At 43.2% G+C, this 22,357-nt stretch carries 20 protein-coding genes; 9 read left to right on the forward strand and 11 right to left on the reverse strand.

The features are described 5' to 3' along the window. Positions 1-161 precede the first annotated feature (161 nt). A complete protein-coding gene (locus GC102_RS29560) occupies positions 162-440 on the reverse strand; it encodes a hypothetical protein (protein ID WP_171692694.1) in 279 nt (92 codons plus the stop codon). A gap of 148 nt (positions 441-588) precedes the next feature. After that, entirely contained in the window at positions 589-2,010 is a 1,422-nt protein-coding gene (locus GC102_RS29565) for an S-layer homology domain-containing protein (RefSeq protein WP_171692695.1), read from the reverse strand. Between the two features lie 217 nt (positions 2,011-2,227). Between GC102_RS29565 and GC102_RS29570 the strand changes: the two genes are divergently transcribed. The 4 genes from GC102_RS29570 to GC102_RS29585 all read left to right on the forward strand — a co-directional run bounded on the left by GC102_RS29570 (position 2,228) and on the right by GC102_RS29585 (position 6,820). Beyond that, positions 2,228-3,883, forward strand: a complete 1,656-nt coding sequence (locus GC102_RS29570; RefSeq protein WP_246321187.1) for an FAD-dependent oxidoreductase — start codon at positions 2,228-2,230, stop codon at positions 3,881-3,883. A 168-nt stretch (positions 3,884-4,051) separates the two neighbouring features. Beyond that, the gene (locus tag GC102_RS29575; RefSeq protein ID WP_171692696.1) at positions 4,052-4,828 is read left to right on the forward strand and encodes a DeoR/GlpR family DNA-binding transcription regulator; all 777 of its coding nucleotides are present in this window, start codon (positions 4,052-4,054) and stop codon (positions 4,826-4,828) included. Next, positions 4,821-5,645, forward strand: a complete 825-nt coding sequence (locus tag GC102_RS29580; RefSeq protein ID WP_171692697.1) for an HAD family hydrolase — start codon at positions 4,821-4,823, stop codon at positions 5,643-5,645. The genes GC102_RS29575 and GC102_RS29580 overlap by 8 nt, the downstream gene beginning before the upstream one ends. After that, the gene (locus GC102_RS29585; protein ID WP_216628212.1) at positions 5,642-6,820 is read left to right on the forward strand and encodes an MFS transporter; all 1,179 of its coding nucleotides are present in this window, start codon (positions 5,642-5,644) and stop codon (positions 6,818-6,820) included. The genes GC102_RS29580 and GC102_RS29585 overlap by 4 nt, the downstream gene beginning before the upstream one ends. A gap of 45 nt (positions 6,821-6,865) precedes the next feature. Here the strand turns inward: GC102_RS29585 and GC102_RS29590 are convergent, their stop codons facing one another. From GC102_RS29590 to GC102_RS29605, 4 genes are all read right to left on the reverse strand, one after another. After that, a complete protein-coding gene (locus GC102_RS29590; RefSeq protein ID WP_171692698.1) occupies positions 6,866-7,411 on the reverse strand; it encodes a hypothetical protein in 546 nt (181 codons plus the stop codon). Positions 7,412-7,459: 48 nt separating this feature from the next. Further along, positions 7,460-8,896, reverse strand: a complete 1,437-nt coding sequence (locus GC102_RS29595; RefSeq protein ID WP_171692699.1) for a DEAD/DEAH box helicase — start codon at positions 8,894-8,896, stop codon at positions 7,460-7,462. A gap of 110 nt (positions 8,897-9,006) precedes the next feature. Beyond that, positions 9,007-9,528 carry an RNA polymerase sigma factor gene (locus GC102_RS29600; RefSeq protein ID WP_312883405.1) on the reverse strand — a complete coding sequence of 174 codons (522 nt, stop codon included), beginning with the start codon at positions 9,526-9,528 and terminating at the stop codon, positions 9,007-9,009. 150 nt (positions 9,529-9,678) lie between these two features. Beyond that, positions 9,679-10,512, reverse strand: a complete 834-nt coding sequence (locus GC102_RS29605; RefSeq protein WP_171692700.1) for an alpha/beta hydrolase family protein — start codon at positions 10,510-10,512, stop codon at positions 9,679-9,681. An 83-nt stretch (positions 10,513-10,595) separates the two neighbouring features. Here GC102_RS29605 and GC102_RS29610 point away from each other — a divergent pair, with 83 nt between their 5' ends. Then, positions 10,596-10,853: a DUF2573 family protein gene (locus tag GC102_RS29610; RefSeq protein WP_057307489.1), complete on the forward strand. Its 258-nt coding sequence runs from the start codon at positions 10,596-10,598 to the stop codon at positions 10,851-10,853. A gap of 54 nt (positions 10,854-10,907) precedes the next feature. Here the strand turns inward: GC102_RS29610 and GC102_RS29615 are convergent, their stop codons facing one another. After that, on the reverse strand, positions 10,908-11,684 hold the full coding sequence (locus GC102_RS29615; protein WP_216628213.1) for an SDR family NAD(P)-dependent oxidoreductase: 777 nt from the start codon (positions 11,682-11,684) through the stop codon (positions 10,908-10,910). A gap of 85 nt (positions 11,685-11,769) precedes the next feature. Beyond that, on the reverse strand, positions 11,770-12,228 hold the full coding sequence (locus tag GC102_RS29620) for a chemotaxis protein CheX (protein WP_171641157.1): 459 nt from the start codon (positions 12,226-12,228) through the stop codon (positions 11,770-11,772). Between the two features lie 283 nt (positions 12,229-12,511). Here GC102_RS29620 and GC102_RS29625 point away from each other — a divergent pair, with 283 nt between their 5' ends. Together GC102_RS29625 and GC102_RS29630 are read left to right on the forward strand one after the other, a co-directional pair. Further along, complete coding sequence (locus GC102_RS29625) at positions 12,512-14,197, forward strand: PAS domain-containing sensor histidine kinase (RefSeq protein WP_171692702.1); 1,686 nt, start codon at positions 12,512-12,514, stop codon at positions 14,195-14,197. A 4-nt stretch (positions 14,198-14,201) separates the two neighbouring features. Beyond that, positions 14,202-14,996, forward strand: a complete 795-nt coding sequence (locus tag GC102_RS29630) for a TIGR01457 family HAD-type hydrolase (protein ID WP_171692703.1) — start codon at positions 14,202-14,204, stop codon at positions 14,994-14,996. A gap of 631 nt (positions 14,997-15,627) precedes the next feature. Here GC102_RS29630 and GC102_RS29635 read toward each other — a convergent pair. Further along, positions 15,628-16,206, reverse strand: a complete 579-nt coding sequence (locus tag GC102_RS29635) for a PadR family transcriptional regulator (protein WP_171692704.1) — start codon at positions 16,204-16,206, stop codon at positions 15,628-15,630. A 13-nt stretch (positions 16,207-16,219) separates the two neighbouring features. Then, positions 16,220-17,746 (reverse strand): MDR family MFS transporter, encoded by a 1,527-nt coding sequence (locus GC102_RS29640; protein ID WP_171692705.1) that lies wholly within the window; start codon positions 17,744-17,746, stop codon positions 16,220-16,222. A 254-nt stretch (positions 17,747-18,000) separates the two neighbouring features. Here GC102_RS29640 and GC102_RS29645 point away from each other — a divergent pair, with 254 nt between their 5' ends. Both GC102_RS29645 and GC102_RS29650 read left to right on the forward strand, forming a co-directional pair. Beyond that, positions 18,001-18,903, forward strand: coding sequence for a LysR family transcriptional regulator (locus GC102_RS29645; RefSeq protein ID WP_171641147.1), 903 nt, complete (start codon positions 18,001-18,003; stop codon positions 18,901-18,903). Between the two features lie 144 nt (positions 18,904-19,047). After that, a complete protein-coding gene (locus GC102_RS29650; RefSeq protein WP_171692706.1) occupies positions 19,048-19,854 on the forward strand; it encodes a histidinol-phosphatase in 807 nt (268 codons plus the stop codon). A 47-nt stretch (positions 19,855-19,901) separates the two neighbouring features. Here the strand turns inward: GC102_RS29650 and GC102_RS29655 are convergent, their stop codons facing one another. Next, on the reverse strand, positions 19,902-22,214 hold the full coding sequence (locus GC102_RS29655; RefSeq protein WP_171692707.1) for a bifunctional diguanylate cyclase/phosphodiesterase: 2,313 nt from the start codon (positions 22,212-22,214) through the stop codon (positions 19,902-19,904). Positions 22,215-22,357 lie beyond the last annotated feature (143 nt).

Below are 22,357 nucleotides of genomic sequence, written 5' to 3' on the forward strand. Positions count from 1 at the left end.
TCCGTGCTGCTCTCGCGGCCGGATTTATAATATATCATAATCGCCCAACCAAATGCAAGTTTTATTTTTACTTTTTTCGATAAAAATTTCAGCTCGTTTTGGCCGGAAGAACAATATATCATGGTAACATGAATATTGCAATACGTTATTCGACATTTTTTTCAGGTGGGCGTGCGATCAAGTACTTGCTCTACAAGCTCCTGCTCGAAACGCTCCTTTAATGAATCATTACTAGGCCCTACAACCAAGCCAATCTCTTTGAATTCGCGGATCAAGTTTTGAATATCAGCAAGGTTTCCCTCTTGAGCGAATTGTTCCGTTTGCTCAATGACATGATAAGCAATCGCTTGATAAGCATCGGAAAAGCTTTGATCAACATTGGCAGCACCTCTGTAATCCGCATAATACCTTTTAAATGTAGCCATGAGTGTTTCGTCCATCTGTCAACTCTCTCCTTTCAAGATAGGAGTCAGTTTGCCTCAAGGAAAGGAAAAATATGCAGCATATAAAAGCAAAAGCTCCCGCTGTCTGGCAGCAAGGAGCTTTTCGCATGATTCATGCCTTTTTCATTTTTTCTCTAAAGGAAAATTATTTGACTTCAATTGAAGTAATAACTTGATTATATCCTTTTAACTGAACCGGATGATTTTGCACTAGTTGAGTACGGTCGCCAGTTATTACTACATTCGGAGATACGTTGTAGATTGTTGCTGTGTTATTTTGCGTTAATGAAACTGTTGCGATCTTACCTTGTGCGTCTGGTGTCGAATAGTTAAAGAAGCCAATTACATCAATTGCTTGATTATCTTGAGCCAACTTCGTCACTTGAATAGTAACTTGGTTACCGGAAGTTGTGATATTGACTACATCGCCAACTTGAAGCAAGGCAGCAGGTACCTGTACACCACCACGATAAATAACTACATTAGAGCTAAGTGTGTATGGAGTTGTTGTTCCTGCTGAATTCGTCAAAGTCAACACATTATTGTTGTTGTAAACTGCAGCACTAATCGTCCCGCTTGTGACGTTATTTTGTTGAGCCATTTTCGTTACTTCAATATAATTAACAATATTATTAAAACCATCAACTTTAATTTCATCGCCTACTTGCAGTTGAGCAGGGCTTACTTGTACACCATCACGTAGTATGAATACATTTGGGTGAAGGGTGTACGGAGTTGATACGCCATTTTTAATAAGCGTAAGAACGTTATTAGCAACTACGGCGTTCACAGTTCCAGTGCTGATACTTTGATCTTCGTCTGGCAGTTGGTTGCCTGCACGATCCAATAAAGCAGCCAATTGAGCGCGTGTTACGTTTTGAGTTGGTTTAAATGTGTTATCCTCAAACCCGTCAATCAGACCTTTTTCGATCGCTACAGCTACATAACCTACAGAACCGGCCGGGATTTTGTTTGCATCTTTAAATTGAAGGTTTGTATTCATTTTCGCTTTTGCTTCAGCTTCCAATTTCAAAGATTTGACCAAGAGTGTAGTCGCCCACAGACGGTCTGCAGGTTGATTCGGTTTAACGGAATCTTCACTTTCAGAGAACAAATCATTTTCAAGAGCTACAGCTACATAACCTACAGCCCATGCAGGAATTTGATTCGCATCTTTAAAGTTCAGTTTCGTTTGCATTTCAGCAGCAGATTCTGCTTGTTCACGTAATCCCATATTACGAACGGCTGCTACAATTGCTTGAATGCGGGGAACCGCAATGTCAGGCTTAAATGATCCATCTTCAAATCCTTCAAATACGCGTTTGGAAGATAAACTTGCTATGTAACGCAATGCCCATTTCGCGCCTTCCATATCGTTGAAGTTCAGATTAATATTGATGTTCGTATTAACTTTATTATGGTTGTTGCTTTTGTTTTCATATTTAAAATCTTTCTTATCATCACGGTCATGATCATTGCCTTTAGCGAACGCGGCAGCTCCGCCCCCCATTACCATTGTAAGCACAAGACCTGTTGCTACTGCTTTTTTCATTAAGTTCTTCTTCATTGTCAAATTCTCTCTCCCTTATTCATATGATTGGTATAAATAATGTGGAGCCTTCGCGAAGGGTTCCTGGTTATGCTACAAGAATTCGCCTACCCAATTATCTTTTGGGGGGTGGACCATCAAATCTTTTATATCAACCTAACTTCTGAGTCTATTAAATCCACTATGAAACTGCTAAACTTAATCCATATCAGACTATTGCTAAAGGAGTTTATACATGCGTTTAAGGAATCCAAGAGTTCAACTTATTATCGCTTTAGCCGTTCTGCTTATTGTTTTGTCCGCCATTTCGTATAGCAAGGTTTGGCTTAAGCAAGGGAACATGGAACCAGAAGCAGTTTCGACCCCAGCCATCACGCATTCAGACACTCCAATCGTTAGCGAATCACCCACAGCACCTGTTGTTGCAACAAATAATGAGAGCATTAATACGTATCCTTCTGAACACATTGATGTCGTAGTGATCGGCAGTGAGCTTGAAGGTCTTTACCTAGCTAGAGCTGCAGCAGATGAAGGGTTGAAGGTTAAAGTACTAGATCCTCATAAAGCATTCGGAGGCCAGATTCTTCAGAGTCAAATGCTATTTCTTGATGAAACCCGCGACGATCAAGGCCATTTACTCGTTCAAGGCCGTGTCAAAGAATTATTCGACGGTTTCAGAAACGCCAAAATTCGTAAGCTACCTGAATTCACTACATATATGAATAAATTAATGAAAGATATTCCTATAGAATCTGGCATTGTCATTAATGAGATTGAACAAACGAATACACCTGATCATATGCACAAAATCGCTTCTATCGTTTACAGTACGGAACAGAATGAAAAGAAGAAAATCACGGCCTCCTATTGGGTCGACAACAGTGATTATGCGGCGTTAATCAGTCGATTGGATGCCAAGCGGTTGCCAGGTCTTGAAAAGTTCTATGGTCAAAAAGAGATTGAGTATATGAGCGCAGGCATGATGATGAAGTTCAAAAATGTCGACTGGAAAAAGTTTAACACCGCATTTAATCTATTAAAACCGGAAGAGAAATCAAAACAATTCGGTGGCGGTTATGTAAGTGATAGCTTCGCTATTGGGCTAAGCGGAATGACTAAGGCCTATCATCCTTCTAATGATCGAGTCTTTCTAAGAGGATTGAATGCGGTACATCAAAGAGATGGGGAAGTGCTAATTAACGCCCTTCTTGTTTATACCGTCGATCCTTCAAAACCTGAATCAATCCAAGAGGCTGTTAATCTGGGAAATAAAGAAACTCCTTTGATTCTCAATCACTTCCGTAAAACGTTGCCGGGTTGGGAACATGCTGAATTAGGCGAATTTCCTACGTATCCCTATGTCCGAGAATATAATCACTATGAAATGGACTATGTTTTAAAACCATCTGATCTCCTTTCTGGCACGATGTTCTGGGATAATGTCAGTATTGGTGGGTACCCGCTTGATTTACAGGGCACTAGCGCTAACAAGTGGGGTATTGAAATGGGGCGTCCTGACAAATACGGCATGCCGCTGCGCAGCTTTTTACTGAAGAATTATGATAATGTCATCGCGGCCGGGAAAAATGTAGGTTCATCGGCTATCGCCTATGGAAGTACAAGGATTCAACCGAACACTAGTCTAGCTGCAGAGTCTATCGGAGTTATATTAGGTCAACTGCATGGCAAGCAAAAGCTGAGGGAAATAAAACCTGATGAAATGGCCAAACTCCAGCAGTACTTAGCTCACCACTATCAAATCAAGCTTACGGGTGTAGTAGGTACGAATAAAATTACCGGTTGGAACGAAGAAGAAATTAGAAAGCTCGACTCCGGAGAAATTACATATCCTAGCTATATTAAAACTAGAAAAAAACCTGCTATTAAATAATCAGATAAATGGATTAGTAACCGTGCATTCGTTCTTTGAACGAGTATACGGTCTTTTTTTATGCAATTTACACAAACAAAATAGTTGAATTAATGCATATTCAGCATTATAATAAGCCATATACTTATAATCACTTATAATCACTTAAGCGAAAGGAGTGAAATCCCCTTGTTTCAAGAAGAAAGACTTATTTCAATCGTCGAATACTTAAAATCAAATAAACGAATTACGGTTGATCTTATTTGTGAGCTCTACGATGTATCACGGGACACAGCTAGACGTGACATGGTTAAGCTCGAAGAGCAAGGCACTATTGTTCGAACGCGCGGTGGCGCCATCCTCCCTACCCTTTCCAAAGAAGTTGGAGATTATGATCAAAGGCTGCAAGCCGAATCTTCCTCGAAGCTAACGATAGGCAAGACAGCTGCAGCACTCATTCAAGACGGAGATTATATTATGATGGATGCCTCGACCACAGTCCTTCATGCAGCCACCGCACTAAGCTCCAAACAGAATATCGTCGTGACAAGTTCAATTGAAATTGCTGCTATTCTCACTCGTAAAGATGAAACGACGATCCATATTCTTGGCGGTGTACTGGATAACAAGCACCATAGTGTATATGGAGCGAAAGCGATCGAGATGTTAAATGACTATCATGTCGATAAACTGCTCATCGGGACTTGCGGAATTACAGAGGAAGGGCTGTCTGCTCCAAACGAAGAGGATTGTTATCTCGTGAGAGCCATGATGCAGCATGCAGACCAAGTTATTGTTCTAGCGGATCACTCCAAATTCGGAAAGCGATTGTTTCATCGCGTAGTGGGATTCGAGAGTATTGACATCCTCGTAACGGATCAGGAATTAAGCAATGAAATGAAAGAGAAATTACATGCATGTGATGTGGAAATCGTATTAGCAGGAGGAGAAGGCCAAAATGATTAAACTTATCGTAAGTGATTTGGACGGAACATTACTTGATCATAGTAAAAAAGTCAGTTCAAGAGAATTGGCTGCATTAAAGAAGGTCAAAGAAGCCGGTATTATGCTTTGTTTGGCATCGGGAAGAATGAATATTGAAATGCAGCAGGTTTTAGAGGAAATCGGCCATCGCGCCTATTCCGTATCACAAAATGGCGCGTTCATCCACTTAGAGGACGGTACGTTCATGAAATCTCAGCTTTTTCAACCTGAATTGGCTTATCAAGTGTACCAGCTTCTGAAGGATTTTGATCTCGTCAAGCTCGTTTGCTCGGGCGAAGCGAATTATATCACGAGTTTGACTCCTGCTTCTGATGAGGTGCAATCTCGAACATTCCAACCTTTTATTGTAAAAGAAGATGTGGAGCAGTCTTTGAAAGGTGACTTTGCTGTTTGTAAGTTCTCGATGTTTGGAGAAATAGAAACGCTCTTAGAGCTTAAAGCTCTTATGGAAGAAAAGCTTGGGGATCAGCTAGAAATGTTCATTTCCGACAAAGATTGTCTTGATATCATGCCTCTCGCTGTTTCAAAAGGTAGTTCTCTGCTTGTTCTCATCGAAAAATTGGGCATGCGGCCGGAAGAGATTGCTTGTGTCGGGGATTCTTTCAACGATGTATCGATGTTCGGCATCACACCTCATAGTTTTGCTATGAAAGGTGCTCATCCGGAGGTCAAACAAAAGGCATTGTACCATGTTGATTCTGTTGCAGAAGCCGTCGGTCATGTATTTGCTTATAATGAGAAATTTGCATTAGAACAAAAAGGAAGCACTGCATTATGAAAAGACTACTTATTATGGGGTGCTTGTCATATTTATTGACAGGTTGTACCCACGTTATTTTTGGCGCAGTTTTACCTGAATTACTTGCCCATTACGATCGGAGTTACAGTGATGGTGGAATGCTAGTCTTCCTAGAATTCGGCGGTTTCCTTCTTGGTGTCCTCTGTATGCCTAGTCTTATTCGTCGCATCAGTCGCAGAAGTACCATTACAGCGGCTTTTGGTCTTCTCTTTTTCGCCATGATCGCCATTGTCTTACTGCCTCCGTGGCCTATTACGGTTTGTCTCTCATTCATAGCCGGGGTCGCTTTCGGACTTGTCGAATCCTGCATTAGCACCTTTGTACTAATGGCTGCGAAGGATAATCAAGCGATTGCCTTCAACAAGCTTGAGGTTTTCTTCGGACTCGGGGCGCTGTTTATGCCAATTATATCAAGTATCCTTATTGCCGGCGGCTTATGGAAATACGGATTCCTGCTCTTAGGATTAAGTGCACTCGCTACGGGTATCGTCTGGTCGAAGCTTTCCTTAGGCGAGCATGATGCGTTATTAGCTCATAAAGCGGATCGCACACAGCGGACAGAGAAACTCCCTGCACTTACGAAGAGCTCCTTGACGTTTCTTCTTCTACTCATGATCGTTTTCTTCTTATATGTAGGAATGGAAAATACCATCGTTAATTTCTTGCCATCCATCTTTACTGATCAATTACATGCTTCCAGCTCTGTTTCGTCCCTCGCCGTAACAGCCTTTTGGCTAGCGATGGTGATAGGACGTATATTCGCCGGTGTTGTTGCCGAGAAAATGACTTATTTCCGTTACTTAGCGGTTTCGTTTGCAGGCAGTCTGCTCACCGTACTTATCTGGGTGTTTAGCACGAATCTATGGAGCAGCTTCGCCGTTGTACTATTACTTGGATTATTCATGTCCGGTATGTTCGCAGTAGCTCTCATTTATGCGAATCAACTGCTTCCAGGGCGTACAGAGCAAACAACGAGTACGCTTATCGCGGCAGGCGGATTAGGAGGTTCTATTCTTCCCTTAGGTGTCGGTTGGGGGATGGACCGTTTTCATGTAGGCGTGTCAATTTGGTTTGTATTGATTGGCATGTGTGTCGTATTAGGAATCATTTTATATTCTCGGAGATGGAATGTTCAAACCTCGAAGTCTGTATAAAGTTAAAAAAAGCTGAAATCCTTAGTGGATTCAGCTTTTTCTATGTTATCGCAACGGCTTTAATTGGATGATGATGGCTTTTTCCTCGAACAGTACGTTCTTTACACCAATAAGTTTTGGCAAGTGATCTTCAATAGGGAGTTCAAAAGGCGCAAGTTGAACCCATTCACTTGGTACTTGCATACCTTTAATACTTGTATTTCTATGTTTAACGACTAAATTCGGCGGGTTCCAAGCAAGGGTGAACATCATTTGGGCACCGATCGGGATCTTCTCCCGCCACCTCACATTCACATCAGCCACAAGGTTTGAACCTTGAAGTGTAAGTTTCGCCCCTTCAATTCGAAAATCGTTAGGCATAACCTGATGTGCAGCTAGCTGCTTCTTTACCACATCATTAAGATCTTGTTCCGTTAGCTGTACCTCAAGCTTCCGGTTCTTGACGATGTCTGCGATCTTACTGCTGATCGTAATTTCTTTATAATCTAGGTTTAAAGCTTCGGTTGGTTTAACATGCCAAACGGCGATCACCAGAGCAGCCGTAAGGATGATGACCACAGCTATGGCGAAAATAAATATTTTTTTCAGCACGTATCACACCCCGCAGATGACAATTTGTTGTTGCCCTAATAAATAAGGCTACTCTTTGTTCTGCTGCTTTTCTTTGAGCCAGCGAGGAGCGCCCTTGCTCTTGCGATCTCGCTCGCGTTGGGCTTTGCTCACGGGCTTGCCACCGGCGGCCGTGTTCGTGTTCGCCTGCGCTGCCGGCTTCGCCGGGGCAGCGCTGCTCTGGCCGCGCGCGTCAGACGCCGCGGCACTAGTGCGCCCCGCGCCCGCTGGCGCGGCAGCATCCCGCGCGCCGGCGGAGCTGCGCGTAGGTGCTGCGCCGCTCGGGCGCGCAGCTTCACGGCGGCTGCGCATCGTCGCCGCACTGCGGTCCTGGGCCGGGTCGACGAGCCGGCCTTCGAACATCGCCTTCGGCGCGATCGTGATGCCGAGCTGCTTCTCGAATTTGTCGAGAATGAACTGCTCCTTCGGCGTCACGATAGAGATGGTCGTACCCTCGCGGCCCATCCGACCGGTTCTGCCCACGCGGTGGAGATAATACTCCGCGTTAGTCGCAGGATCCAAGTGGAAGACGTGGGTCACGCCTTCAATATCAAGTCCTCTTGCGGCAACATCCGTTGCCAGCAGCAATTGAATTTTCCCGTCCCGGAAATTCCCCATCACTCTGGCCCGATCTTGTTTACTAGCTTCTCCGTACAAGGCTTCAACAGATAAACCAACGTATTGGAGTTTACCCACCACTTGGGCAATATCGTCCGTGACGTTAATAAACACAATAGCTGATGTAGGCTTAATCAGACGCACAAGTCTTCTTAATGTATCGATCTTTTCACGTTCCTGGCACACCACATACATGTGTTCCAATGTTTCGGCTGTGCGCTGATTCGGATTGATTTTGATAATCACAGGATCTTTGAGCCATCTCCCCGCAGCTTGTTCGGTGCTTTGCGGGATCGTCGCGGAAACAAACACCATCTGACTGGACTTTAGCATTCCTTTAAGGACTGCTTCAACATCCTGCATGGAGCCTAGCTCGAACACTTGGTCCACTTCATCAACAATACCCATTTTCACATGATGCAATGTTAGCTTCTTTATTTTCATAAGTTCAAGCAAACGACCTGGCGTACCAACAACAATATGAGGGTGTAGTCGAAGCTTTTCTACTTGTCTAACAATGGCCGCTCCCCCGATAAGAGATTGAGAACGAATCGGCCCTCCTTCGGTGAACTTCTCAATTTCCTGCATGATTTGCATACCAAGCTCCCTAGTAGGAACTACTACAAGCACTTGCAATTGTTTTTGAGTAGGATCGATTCGTTCCAATGCTGGTAGCAAATAGGCTAATGTTTTGCCCGTACCCGTTTGAGATTGAATGATGGCATCTTTCCCTTGCTTTAAAACAGGAATACCTTCGGCTTGAATCGGTGTTGGCTCACCAATCCCTAATTCTTGCAATTTATCTAAATAGGACTGCGCGATCTGCAGTTGTTCAAAGCTTGTACTCAATTTATGAAAACCCCTTTTCTCATCCAATCTAATGTCCTTATTATATGCCACGCCGTAAAACGATACAAATCGACATCCACGCAAGCAGAAATAAGAGTCCTTAAGGACTCTTATCCGCCAGATCCCCACTCTTCAAGCAGTCTCTGCTTAATCACATCACGCGCCCGGAATAAGCGTTGTCGAACGACTCCCTCCGTTACACCAAGCTCATTAGCCATATCCTTGTAAGATAAATTATGGATCCATTTCATCGCAATAATTTGTCTGTAGGAGGGACTAAGTTGATTGATGTAGGTGATAATAGCCTCGCGCATTAGCTTCAGTTCGACTTCTTGATCTAGTGGAACCAGATATTCAGATGTTGGTGCCGCTTCCTTGATACAGAGCTTGAGTTCAGCTTCCAGCTCATCCCGGTTGCGTTTATGCTTACGAAGATGATTGAGTGTAACATTCCGAGTTAACTTCTTAACCCAGCTTTCATATTTATCAATTTCAGTCAATAAAGGCGCTTTTCGAACAGCCCTAAGAAATGACTCCTGAATAATGTCCTCCACCGCCGCATGATCCCTTAATATGAAGTAAATCATGGGATAAACGAGGAGATAGAACTCTTGGTATATCTGCTCCTGCACGCTCTTATCTAATGTATAAAAATCACTGCTGAATATCAGTCTCAGAGACTTCGAATTAAACGCCCCCTAGCCTACCAGGTAGAACCTACGTGTTGTGTTCCTACCTTATTTTAGGTCATAAATGGGGAGTAAACAATAATAATAATTAATTTATGTGGAAAAGACTTCCTGCTTACTTTGTTTAAGCTTCTCATCAAGCCATGCAAATACGTCATCCAAAGCCTTTTCATCTTCTTTCCGAGGAAACCGATGTTCAAGTCCTGTATATAGAACCATCGTATAATCTTTGCCGGCTTGATCCAGAGAGTTAGCCAGTTTTCTTGCATGCCCAATATCCACTTGTGAATCATGCGTACCATGAATAATATAGATGGGCGAGTTGATTTCATTTACCCAACATGCTGGCGACCGATCAATGTAAGCCTCGATTTGTTTCTTCGGATGTCCGACAACCCGTTTGAGCATCCGCCGCAAATCTACACGCTGTTCATAGGTATCCAACATGTCACTTACACCTCCCCAAACGACAACAGGGCCTACCCCACTGCACTCTCGGGCTGCGCGCATGGCCATAACAGCACCTCTGGAAAATCCGATTATTGGTACGGGACCAGGCAATACTTCCTCTAAAGATTGCACCATTGGAATGGCATGAAACAAATCGAACCTGTCTTCCCCGCCAAAATCCTCACGTCCTTCCCCACCTTCATTCCCCCGATAATAAGGAGCAAAGACGACGTAGCCGCGTTTAGCCATCGATATAATTCTTCGTTTACGAACCATTCCAACACGTTTAATACCGCCGCGGCAGTAAATGACAGCAGGTCGTGGACTTGTTCCATCAGGAACAGCTAAAAGGCCTTTCACTTTTAGGCCTTGACTAACATAAGTAAGGATATAAAGCGATATATGCTTCACGAAGCAGCGAATTTGCTCTTTTCCAACTAGTTGACCATCTTGGATATCATCTAGTGCTATGGACATGGGTCCCCCCTATTTTGACAGCTGTCATATCATCATATAAACTAAATGTACTCCACCTATTTTCCATCCGAAGGGATGTAACTATGAATACAGATTTTGAGAACGAATTTAATTCCTTAGTGTTCAAAACAGCTGAACTCATCACAGGCGATACTTCACCTGAAATGCTTGAGAAAATCAAGATTTGGGCCTTTTTTAATCATGTTCATAAGTCGCTGCCGGCCTTAACTTCCCACTGGAATCAAACGCATCCAGAAGGCAAAGCCGAAGTACGTCGCATTTTCGAAGAAATTCGAGATTTGAACCAGGCCTTGCAAGCGAAAAAGCCCGAACAGACTTAATCGTCAATCAATGAAAGAAAAAAAGCGGAATCCCAATCTATAACTGGGAGCCGCTTATTTTTTATTTAAAATGCCTGAGGCCAAGCGATCGAACATTCGCGGGAATAGATGAAATAATTTGATCCCCATTCCAGCCACAAAAGGAAGATCTTTCTCAGGAACATTTCTTTCTATCGCATGTATGAGTTCTTTGACGACTTTCTCCGGTTTAAGCATAAACCAAGCCACATTTTTGACATAGTTACCACTCGGGTCTGCTTTATCAAAGAAAGGTGTTGAGATGGGTCCCGGGTTAATCGCTGTTATAGAAATTCCAGATCTTATAAGCTCCTGCCGCAAGCTATTCGTGAAACCTAACACTGCGTGCTTAGTCGCGGAATAACCCGTGGATTTGGCAGAACCGATCTTACCCGCCATAGAAGCCACGTTCACAATATGACCGCTCCCGGCCTTCAACATATGAGGCAATACCGCTTGGGTACAGCGGACTAAGCCCATGTAATTCACATTCATCATATCTTCAAAGTGAACAAGCGGCGCTTCCGCAAACGACTCAAATATCCCGTACCCCGCGTTATTAATCAAAATATCGATACGACCAAATTTGGCTATAATTTGTCCCACAACTTCATGAACCTGCTCTGTATTCGTTACATCCATCTCGTAAACGGCATGCTGCCCTTGCAAGCCCGAAGCAATTTCTTTAAGTTTATTTGTACTGCGTGCAGTTAATATAGGAATGGCTCCTTTGGCTGCAAATTGCTGTGCCATAACGGCCCCAATGCCGCTCGAAGCTCCTGTTATCAAGACGATTTTGTTCGAAATGTTCAAGCTTACCTTCTCCTTATAAAAAAATGGAGATGCCGCTTCAGCAGCACTCCAGTTCATTTTAACATATGTATCAAAAATAGGCCTCTTACGTGATTAATACTTGAATGTCCAGCTCTCCAATGTTGTCCATGATCAAAGGTATGGTCAATGCTCTCTTCGGCACAAATCCTGCAGCCGTCGCAGATTGAACAATTTTCGGCGGTGTAATATCCACCCTAACCCCTTGATTGAAGAGCATCGTGCTTGCATTCCCACTAATCATATTCCCCAGCTCAGAGATGGCGCTCTTACCCATATCGTCCATTTCTGTAATTACAAATCCACCCATCATGGCAGAAACCATTTTCAAAGCAACATCCTCAGCTAAGCCGAAAACAATATCGCCTTCCATCTGCCCAGTCATCCCGATTTGGATCCAGATATACTTTTCCACAAATTTGACGTCTTTGACGCCGAGCTGCCCCGTTGTTGGGCGAATGTTAGCAACTTGCTCGATGACAATTCTAGCCGACTCCAAAAAGGGATTAATGTACTCAGCCTTCATAGCTCCGCTCCGATCTCATTTGTGAATAAGTTCCGCAGAAAAACGACCTTTTTCAACATTATACCTAAAAAAATAGGACAAGTATACTGTCTTTTTCTATAAAATAGTTCCTACTACTCAGATACACATTCTCATCCTGCCTTCATACTTATATTGTCGAACAACGATGTTATTGTTCATGAACAAAGGAAAATGGAACATGAATATGGAAGATTATATATATTCGTGTCGAATCCTGATAAGCATATGGGGAAAATTCCTTGAAGGAGCGTTGAAAGTCTGTATGATAAAACAGCATATTACTGCTCGAAATTGGAGTTTATATCAACTTGCGCTTGTTTATCATATTATTGCCATATTTTTAATCGGGGCAAATTTCTACTTTATACAACCTCTTGCTTATGTGCAAGACAACCCATTGATAGGTCTATTTATCGATGTTATCTTATTTGGCTCCATTCTGGCATTAGCTTTATTTGGCATTAAAGTCCTTAAAAAAAGAGAATCTTCCATTAATGAGACCGCGAAGCGATATAAATCACTTTATGATAATCATCCTGATTCTATTATCTCGTTTAGCTTGGACGGCGAGGTATTGTCCGCTAATCATGGATTGGAAAGCCTTCTTGGACTAGCTCGTGAGACCTCGATGCTAACTTCCTTCATTCCTATGATCAATCCGCCCGATCTGCTCAAAGCCTTGCATCATTTCCAAGTGGCTTCAGCCGGGATGTCGCAAAATTTCGAGGCTGCTTTTGTTCATCAGAAAGGATACCCTATCCAATCTAATGTAACGTTCGTCCCCACGATGGTAGATGGCAGTATTGTTGGGGTCTTCGCCATTCTTAAAGATTTGACTGAAGTCAAGGAACAGAAGAAGGTCATCGATAAGCTGTATAAGCAAAATCAACTCATTCTCAATTCCGTTTCGGAAGGTATTTACGGGATTGATATGAGTGGTCGCACAATTTTCTGGAATAAGGCCGCTGAGGCGATAACCGGATGGAAAGTAGATGAAATGCTGGGCCGACAAATTCATAATCTCATTCGACCCGTTAAGAGCGATGGTACTCTTTATCCACCTGAGGAAAGTCCTATTTTGAATACGATTTTGAATCATGAAGTTTCTGATATGCAAGAGGATAAGTTCTGGAGAAAAGATGAAACCACCTTCCCCGTCATGTACATGTCCAGTCCTATGCTGGAGGGCAAAGGTCAACTTCTAGGTACGGTTATTACTTTCAAAGATATTACCGAGTTAAAAAAGACGCAAGAGCTATTAATCAAATCAGACAAGCTATCTGCTGTTGGGCAATTGGCTGCTGGCGTTGCTCATGAAATCCGAAATCCGCTAACGGCTTTGAAGGGATTCTTACAGCTGCTTAAGACGAATAATGAGAAAGAGAAATATTACATAGAAATCATGCAAAATGAGCTGAAGCGTATTGAATTTATTGTGAATGAGTTCTTGTTTGTATCCAAACCGCAGGCAACACATTTCGTAACTCAGACCTTGGATTCCATTGTCACAAGCACAATTGAACTCCTTCAACCTCAAGCACTGCTTGATAATATTCAGATTGAAGCTGAACTTATGCCAGATCTGCCACCTGTCTCCTGTGATGAGCATCAGCTTAAGCAGGTTTTTATCAACATTATGAAAAATGCGTTGGAAGCTATGCCACTAGGTGGTACAATGCGTATTCAAGCTCTACTGGACAATAACAGAAACTACATAACTATACGTTTCATCGATCAGGGTTGCGGTATTTCACCCGAGCGGCTGCCCAAGCTGGGAGAACCGTTTTATAGTACGAAGGAAAAAGGAACAGGACTAGGTCTTATGGTTTGTTTTCGAATTATTGAGGCACACGGCGGCTTTATGGAAATTCGCAGTAAATTAGAAGAAGGAACGACGGTAGAGATCAAACTTCCTTCCACGCAATCATCACATGAAAGGGAGCGTTAGCAAAATGAAAGGTTTTCTCATTGATCTAGACGGTACACTGTACCGGGGGCATGAACCAATTCCCCATGCCGCGGCATTCATTCATTGGCTTAAGCAGCAGCAACTGCCTTATTTGCTCGTGACGAACAATTCGTCTCGTACGCCAGAGCAGGTTGCCGAGCATTTGCAAGAGCTCGGCATAGAGGTTCCAGCGGCGGCCGTCTATACTTCCTCGCAGGCGGCAGCTCAGTACTTGACCGAGCAGCGCGGAGGTAACCGCGTGCATATGGTCGGCGAAGCCGGACTACGGATCGCCTTGGAGGCGACCGGCTTCGCCCTGGGTGCTGAGACGACGCCGAATTACGTCGTCCAAGGCATTGACCGCAGCTTCTCCTATGAGAAGCTGACCGAAGCGGTCCGCCATCTGAAGCATGGCGCGACCTATGTGTTAACCAATCCCGACCGCATGCTGCCGTCGGATGGTGGGCTTATGCCAGGAGCTGGCTCCCTGGCAGCTTCGATCACCGCCGCCTCGGGCGTCGAGCCCGTGGTGATCGGCAAGCCTTCGCCGATCATCATGGCTTACGCCATCGAGCGGCTCGGGCTGCCTGCCGCCGATGTGTGGGTCATCGGCGATAACGTGCATACCGACATCCGCGGAGGCAGGTTGGCGGGATGCCGCACGGCGCTTGTGTTGACCGGTGTCGCCATGGCGGACAACGTGCAAGAGCAGCTGGCGTCGGCGGGCTTGACGCCGGACTTGATCTGCGATGATTTGCAGCACTTCATCGAGCAGTTCAACGGAATTGACAGTTTATAGTTTTACTTTTATATCCAACAAGGACTAATTCCGTAAACGGTAAATACCAACTAACTCGGCCCAGCACCAATTGCATGCTAAGTATCTCAGTGATTGCTGTCTGATAAAAATAGCTGTTTGCGCCAATTGTGTGAGTTTGGTCGGAGTTAAAGATATTTTTCATCGCTAAATTGGGATGAGTGTGAGAAGTAGCTATTTAAGGATGTTTTATATCGTTACCGCGTGATTTAACTCTATTTGAGTGAGTTTGACCGGAGTTAAGGATGTTTTTCATCGCTAAATTAGGATTAGCCGAAGAAGTAGCTACATTAAGGATGTTTTATATCGTTACCGCGATGATTTAACCCATTTGAGTGAGTTTGGCCGGAGTTAAGGATGTTTTTCATCGCTAAATTAGGATTAGCGGAGGAAGTAGCTACTTTAAGGATGTTATAGATCGCTACCGAGGTGGAGTTACCCTATATGCGTGAGCTAAGCCGGAGTTAAGGATGTTTTACACACTAAAGTAGGATGAGTGAGAGAAATAGTTACTTTAAGGATCTTTTATTTCGCTACCGAGGTGGAATTACCTATATGACTTTCAAATAAAAAGCCGCAACTGCACTCAACAAGAGCAGTTGCGGCTTTTCTTCTATTCAATACGGTCCCAGTCAACTTCCAGCGGGGAATTCTTCTCTTGCAAGCGGCCTTCTCTTGCATCCTTCTGCAGCTGCTCCAGCCATTTCAGTTCACTAAATGCGCGCTTGTACGCGCCCACCATCATTTGTAAGACAACTCTTGGAACAATGGAGATGTGTTCTTCATACAAACTTTTCATCTTGTTCATAACCATTTTTTGGGCCATAATCTTATTTTCAAGAATGTCGGCAATCTTCGCCTGATCCCCATGCACGGAAAAAGGCAGAGCGACATAAAGCGGATGATAGTGCTTGATTTCTTCATGCAATTGTTCCACTAATAGTTCTTGAAACTTTAATTTCCCGGCTGCGGTAATTTGATAGATCGTTTTCTCCGGACGATTCGTATCACGTATAACTTCAAGTGCCTCTACGAGTCCATCCTTATGGAGTTGATCCATCGCATAATACAGCGAGCCGTCTTGCAGCTTCATGTAGTTGTTCATGCCTCTTTCTTTCATCGTCTGCCGAATTTCATAAGTATGCCGATTGGCTTCCATTAACAGTCCGAGAATGACGAGCTTCATCGACATGGATGTTAACCTCCTAGTGTCCTACTGGTGCGCTTTCTTTGACTGGAGCACTTCCCACTTCAAGTTTAGCGTTACCCATGAATAAGATGAACACAAGACCGATTACAGCCAGAACGATGGTCGTCTGGAAAACAACAGCAATGGAATCCGCCAATGCTGTAAGGAGCTTGTGTAAAACTTCAGCGGGAATGTTTGCACGGACCTGTGGCTGAAGTAGAATTCGCGCATCATGAAACTTCTCGGCCATCGCTGGATCCTGAAGGGATGTTGTAATGTTATCTCTTAGCGAGTTGACTTGAATGCTGCCAAACACCGCTACCCCGATTGCCGAACCTACGGAACGGAAGAAACCAACAAGTGAGGTCACTGTGCCTCTTCGGCGAAAATCTATTTTATGCAGCGCAGACATCGATGTTATCGGGAAGCAAGCGCCAAGCCCAAGACCTAAGAGAATCATATAGGTTGTAATTAACCAGCGTTTGGAATCGATGGAGAGTCCGCCTAAAAGTGAAGTTGCAAGCAGAAGTAAGGCTATGGAAACAAGCATGACATTGCGATAAGAGAACTTACCGATAAAGCGCCCACCGAGTGCACTGCTGACAACAACACCAAGCATCATTGGGGTTAAAGTAGAGCCTGCACTTGTAGCTGAGCCTTCAAATACACCTTGAATGAATAAAGGTATGTATGTACCGGCTGAGATCAAAACCGCACCATAAGCGAAACTGACACCCATGCTGGCAGTAAATAGACGATTTTTGAACAAATCAAGTGGGATGATCGGTTCTGCTGCATATTTTTCAATCATAATAAATGTACCTAAGAGAACAGCAAAACCTACAAACAACCCGATGATTTGTAAGGAATCCCAAGCATATTCTTTACCGCCAAGTTCCAACGCGAACATGAGGGAGATAATCGATGCTGTTAGGAAAATAGTACCGCCCCAATCAATTTTCGCCTTACTGTGTTCCACGGACTCGTGATAAGAGAAAATAATTAATATTAAGGACACTATGCCAAGAGGTAGATTGATAAAGAAAATCCATTCCCAAGTCACATGGTCGGTGAAGTAAGCGCCAATAATCGGCCCCAATACGCTGGATAGTCCGAATACAGCTCCGAACAGCCCTTGCATTTTACCCCGTTTCTCTGGTGGGAAAATATCAAAAATAATCGCGAAAGTAATCGGCATAAGGGCACCGCCCCCGATACCTTGAATGGCGCGGTAGATGATAAGTTCGGTCATCGATCCTGCCGTTCCACATAAGGCTGAACCAATCATAAATACAATAATACCGATAATAAAAAATAGTTTTCGGCCATACATATCGGATAGTTTACCGAAAATAGGCATGGCAGCCACATTCGCAATTAAATACGCAGAAAAAACCCAGACGAATTGGCTGAAACCGCCTAGTTTGGACACGATCGTTGGCATCGCTGTTGATACAATGGTCTGATCCAGCGAAGCCAGTAAGAGTCCCAACATCAACGCCACAACGGTCCACGTTGTATTTGACTTACGGGTTAACGACATAAATTGAATCTCCTTCATAGTTTATTTAATATATATAAAGTATTATAATCAAATTTGAGTAATTAGCAACGAAAATTGGCTATATTCGTCCTAATTTCCTGGCTATATTGTGCTTGGTTGTCCATCTTTATTCTGAAATGTTGCCGATTCTGGTATTCCTATCATATAATGGGGTTACAAAAGGTTTTTATGTTCTTTACAATTCCGATAAATTTTATTTGTATCTTTAATATAAAAAAGCAGGAGGTATGCTCATGAATATGAACCAGTTAGAAACATTGCTCACCATATCCAAAACAATGAGCTTTCGAAAAGCTGGCGAAATTCTCAACTTGACCCAACCTGCCGTTTCCGCACAAATTAAGAGTCTTGAAGACGAATTCGGCACAATTCTCATTGATCGCAATCAGCCTGTTACTTTAACCGATAGTGGTAAGCTTTTCTTAGAGCATGCAGAAAAAATGCTGCGGATCGCCAGTGATCTCAAGCAGCGACTATCCGATTTACATCATACACCGCAAGGTCATATTCACATTGGCACAACAACGTCGATTGCCATGCAGATTTTACCGAGGGTGCTGTCCTATTTCCAAGACCAATTCCCATTGATCAAGACGACCATTCACTCGATGACCTCTTCCCAAATCATGACTTCAGTGGAGAATAGCCAAATTGATATTGGCATCACGTATTTGTTCGAAAAAAACCAAGCCTTAGAAACTTCGGTGCTTTATTATGATACTTTCGAGCTGATTGTTTCCACGCACCATCCTCTTAGTCGATTTGCCCATTTATCTATTGAGAAGCTGCGCAACATTCCATTCATTATGCTTTCTCCGGAAACAGCCGGGCGACGATTCGTCGATCAAATCTTCAAAGCCTATGATGTCTCTCCACACATTGTGATGGAGCTCTCCAGCAGCGAAGAAGTGAAGCGCATGGTGGAATTAAATCTTGGGGTCGCTATCATCTCCAAGCTTTCTGTCGCAGATGAACTGCGACATGGAACTTTGAAAATGGTCAAAGTGAACGAATTGGATATTACGCATCCTGTAGGTGTAGTATATAAGTCAGGACGCTACTTAAATTCTGCGATGCAGCAGTTCCTTCGTGATCTAAAAGGAATGCCGGAAACCCAGTTTCTCGGCTCAGAATAAAAGTTCATGCTTACGATGCCAGTTTTGCTAAAGCAAAACTCTGAAGTTCATGCTTACGATGCCAGTTTTGCTAAAGCAAAACTCTAAGGTTCATGCTTACGATGCCAGTTTTGCTAAAGCAAAACTCTAAGGAGGTTATTTTCGATGAAATTCGACCTACATACCCATCATGACCGATGTGGACACGCTAAGGATAAAATTCGCGATTATATCGAAGCCGCTATTGCCGGCGGATTGCAAGTCATCGGGATTTCTGACCATTCCCCTTATTTTGGGAGCCCCGATGACCAAGCTCAACCTTTAATCGCCATGGCTAAGAGCGAATTCCCCCGGTATATCGAGGAAGTTCTGCATCTAAAGAAAGAATATGAAGGAAAAATTGATGTGCTTCTAGGTGTTGAGTCTGACTATTTCCCTGAGCATGTCGAAGTTTACCGGCAAGAATACGCGAAATATCCATTCGATTACATCATTGGCTCTGTTCATTTATCTGGTGGGGTCAGTATTTTCAATCGCAACAGGTGGAAACATTTAAATGAAGAGCAGAAAATTCAGCATAAAGAGGAGTATTATAACCTTATTGCGGAGTCCGCACGTTCCGGCATGTTCCATATTCTTGGGCATATCGATGCAATGAAAGGCTTCTATCCAGCCTTCTCTGATATCTCCACACCTAAGGTTAACGAAACGTTGAAGATCATCGGAGAAGCTAGCGTAGCGATTGAAATCAACACTTCAGGAAAAACGAAGGATGTTGGCGGCTGGTACCCTTCCAATGAAATATTGGAGCAAGCGCTGCATTATGGTGTTGAAGTAACCTTCGGTTCAGATGCTCATCTGCCAAGCCGAGTTGCTGATGATTGGGAAGAAGTTAGCAAGACGTTAAAAGAGATCGGCTTCAAACATTGGGTCTATTTCAAAAATAAACAAAAACAAATCGTTCAACTCTAAAAAAATCTCCTTCGCTCATCATTCAGCGGGGGAGATTTTTTTGTTATTTATTCAATATGACCAGATGGGTTTGATTCAAGAAAGGCAAGCTTAGGCTGTAAACATTCCTGTAACACAGGCAGTGCTTGTTCGGCAGACATGGGCCGAAAGAAGTAATAGCCTTGAATTTGACTGCAGCCATTATTGACTAAGAAGTCCGCCTGTTCTTCTGTTTCAACACCTTCCGCAATAATTTGCAATTGAAACGAATTGGCTACAGAAATAATCGCTTTGATCATCGCTCGATCCTTGTCATCCGTTTGTACGCCGCGGACAAATGATTGGTCCAATTTGATTTTGGTGACAGGGAACCTTTTCAAATAACTTAGAGAGGAGTAGTGTGTACCGAAATCGTCGACGGATATCGCAATGCCCAGCCCGCGAAGCTTGCTAAGTGCGTCCAGTTGTTCATCCTGCATCGCGAAATTTTCAGTAATTTCCATCTCCAAATACTTAGCTTCCAGGCCTGTCTCCTCTAAAATTTGTTTCACTTTATCAACAAAACGTTCATCATTCAGCTGTTTGACCGATAGATTGACTGATATCGCTAAAGGTTCAATCGTCATGCTGTGCCAAGCCTTCATCTGTTTGCAAGCACCTCTCAGAACCCACTCACCAATACTTGCAATTGTACCTATTTCTTCTGCTAGAGGAATGAAGTCAGCTGGAGAAATATATCCTTTGGTTGTATGATTCCATCGCAAGAGTGCTTCAACGCCGATAATTTTGCCCAATAAACAATCAACCTGCGGTTGATACACAATTTCGAGTTCATTCCGGTCAAGTGACTGACGCAGATGATTTCCCATCTCCAGCTTTGATAGAGAATTCATTGCCATTTGCTGATTAAAGAAGCTGTATGAGCTGCCGCTCTCTTTTTTGGCTATGTACATGGCAATATCCGCATTCTTGAGCAACGCTTCCCAAGTCACACCCCCATAAGGATACTGTACGATACCAATACTGGCGCTTATGAAAAAAGAGCGATTCGATAACAAACAAGGCGGCTTTAAGATTTCTATTAATTGTTCACAGAAGAGCTGAATCTCCTTCTCACTTGGACAATCTTCTAATAGGATGGCAAACTCGTCCCCACCAAATCTGGCAAACGTATGATAGGAAAGGTTTGATTGTCCAATACGATTAGCAACTTCCTGCAGCATAAGATCACCCATATGATGACCGTGCGAATCATTAACCATCTTGAAGTTATCCAGATCAAAGAAAAGCATAGCAAGGGATGTACGATTAATTTCGTTGTGTACAATTTGTTCTTTTAAGATCATTTGAAAGTGGGCTCGGTTATGTATCCCTGTCAGAACATCATGATAAGCCATGTACGATAGCATTTGTTCGGATTCCAACAAGCGTTTGGTTGAATCGTGCAGTTCCTGTTGTCCTGCCAGAAGCTCTTCATTCACAGCAGTCAAATCCTCATTTGCAAACTGTAACTCTTGTGTGCGTTCATTTACCGATCGGTATAACTTATCCCGCTGTCTAACGATATACAGGATAAAGATGAGACCGATTAGCAGAACAAGCATAAAAGCGGTGCGTATTAATGTGATTTGATGCTTAATACTCTGAACAGCACTTGCCTGCGGAAGCGCAGCAAGCTCCCATTTGGTATCTGTATGCTCAATGGTGGCCATCATCGGATTTTCTTGAAAAATAGAATCGTCGCCAAAAAACGCAGGCTCTCCAGGATTGCGGATGGAAATCTGTAAATCCCCTAAATCTCTATTCTTAATCCCTGCTTCGACAAGCAGTTGATCCAGATTAACACCAATAGATACGAAGCCCCAAAAAACACCATCTTGATAGATCGGCTTTCGAGCGACTAAACCATTAATGCCCTGCAGTAATTGAAATGGGCCATTCATAGTCATTTTTTTAGTTTGCAAAGCTTTTGAAATTTGCTGTTGAACACTGGCGCGGGGATCCTTCAGTAAATCCCAATTGTATATACTTTCGTTGCCCTGTATCGGATAAACGAACTTCATAACGCCATTAGGCGCAATAATTAAATTTAACGTTGATCCCTGAGCGCCAAGATAAAGAGAGGAAATGTATTCCATGACTTCTTTATCGTCTTTGTTTTGCAAGTAATTCGCATTCACATAAGCTTCCAGGCTTACCATCATATTAAAATTACGGTCAATAACGGATTGTAAAGCCAATGCTCTCGAGGATAATTGGGACTGTTCCGTAATTTCAAGCTCATGGAGTAAGGAGTCCTTATACTTATTAAGAACAAACTCTGACGATGAAACTAATATGACGAAAATTAGAGCTATTATCGTGTTTTGAATCATTTTCATGCTACTCTACCCCTAAGTCATATGAAAGTTTTATGCCACAATTCGACATCATCACCCTCTATTATTTCATCTATAAACCTTCCGATGCAATCTTTTTATTGATGTTGGTATTACTTTGCAAAAATGGATGAGAAAAAACAAGA

Source organism: Paenibacillus germinis (genome assembly GCF_013141785.1).
GTDB classification, from domain to species: domain Bacteria; phylum Bacillota; class Bacilli; order Paenibacillales; family NBRC-103111; genus Paenibacillus_E; species Paenibacillus_E phytorum.

Excerpts from the sequence above, each read along its gene's own strand:
- GC102_RS29605 (WP_171692700.1), bottom strand. The coding sequence starts at position 10,512 with ATGTCCATAGCACTAGATGATATCCAAGATGGTCAACTAGTTGGAAAA.
- GC102_RS29650 (WP_171692706.1), top strand. The coding sequence starts at position 19,048 with ATGAAATTCGACCTACATACCCATCATGACCGATGTGGACACGCTAAG.
- GC102_RS29620 (WP_171641157.1), bottom strand. The coding sequence starts at position 12,228 with ATGAAGGCTGAGTACATTAATCCCTTTTTGGAGTCGGCTAGAATTGTC.
- GC102_RS29585 (WP_216628212.1), top strand. The coding sequence starts at position 5,642 with ATGAAAAGACTACTTATTATGGGGTGCTTGTCATATTTATTGACAGGT.
- GC102_RS29580 (WP_171692697.1), top strand. The coding sequence starts at position 4,821 with ATGATTAAACTTATCGTAAGTGATTTGGACGGAACATTACTTGATCAT.
- GC102_RS29655 (WP_171692707.1), bottom strand. The coding sequence starts at position 22,214 with ATGAAAATGATTCAAAACACGATAATAGCTCTAATTTTCGTCATATTA.
- GC102_RS29640 (WP_171692705.1), bottom strand. The coding sequence starts at position 17,746 with ATGTCGTTAACCCGTAAGTCAAATACAACGTGGACCGTTGTGGCGTTG.
- GC102_RS29560 (WP_171692694.1), bottom strand. The coding sequence starts at position 440 with ATGGACGAAACACTCATGGCTACATTTAAAAGGTATTATGCGGATTAC.
- GC102_RS29635 (WP_171692704.1), bottom strand. The coding sequence starts at position 16,206 with ATGTCGATGAAGCTCGTCATTCTCGGACTGTTAATGGAAGCCAATCGG.
- GC102_RS29565 (WP_171692695.1), bottom strand. The coding sequence starts at position 2,010 with ATGAAGAAGAACTTAATGAAAAAAGCAGTAGCAACAGGTCTTGTGCTT.
- GC102_RS29610 (WP_057307489.1), top strand. The coding sequence starts at position 10,596 with ATGAATACAGATTTTGAGAACGAATTTAATTCCTTAGTGTTCAAAACA.
- GC102_RS29630 (WP_171692703.1), top strand. The coding sequence starts at position 14,202 with ATGAAAGGTTTTCTCATTGATCTAGACGGTACACTGTACCGGGGGCAT.
- GC102_RS29570 (WP_246321187.1), top strand. The coding sequence starts at position 2,228 with ATGCGTTTAAGGAATCCAAGAGTTCAACTTATTATCGCTTTAGCCGTT.
- GC102_RS29645 (WP_171641147.1), top strand. The coding sequence starts at position 18,001 with ATGAATATGAACCAGTTAGAAACATTGCTCACCATATCCAAAACAATG.
- GC102_RS29625 (WP_171692702.1), top strand. The coding sequence starts at position 12,512 with ATGATAAAACAGCATATTACTGCTCGAAATTGGAGTTTATATCAACTT.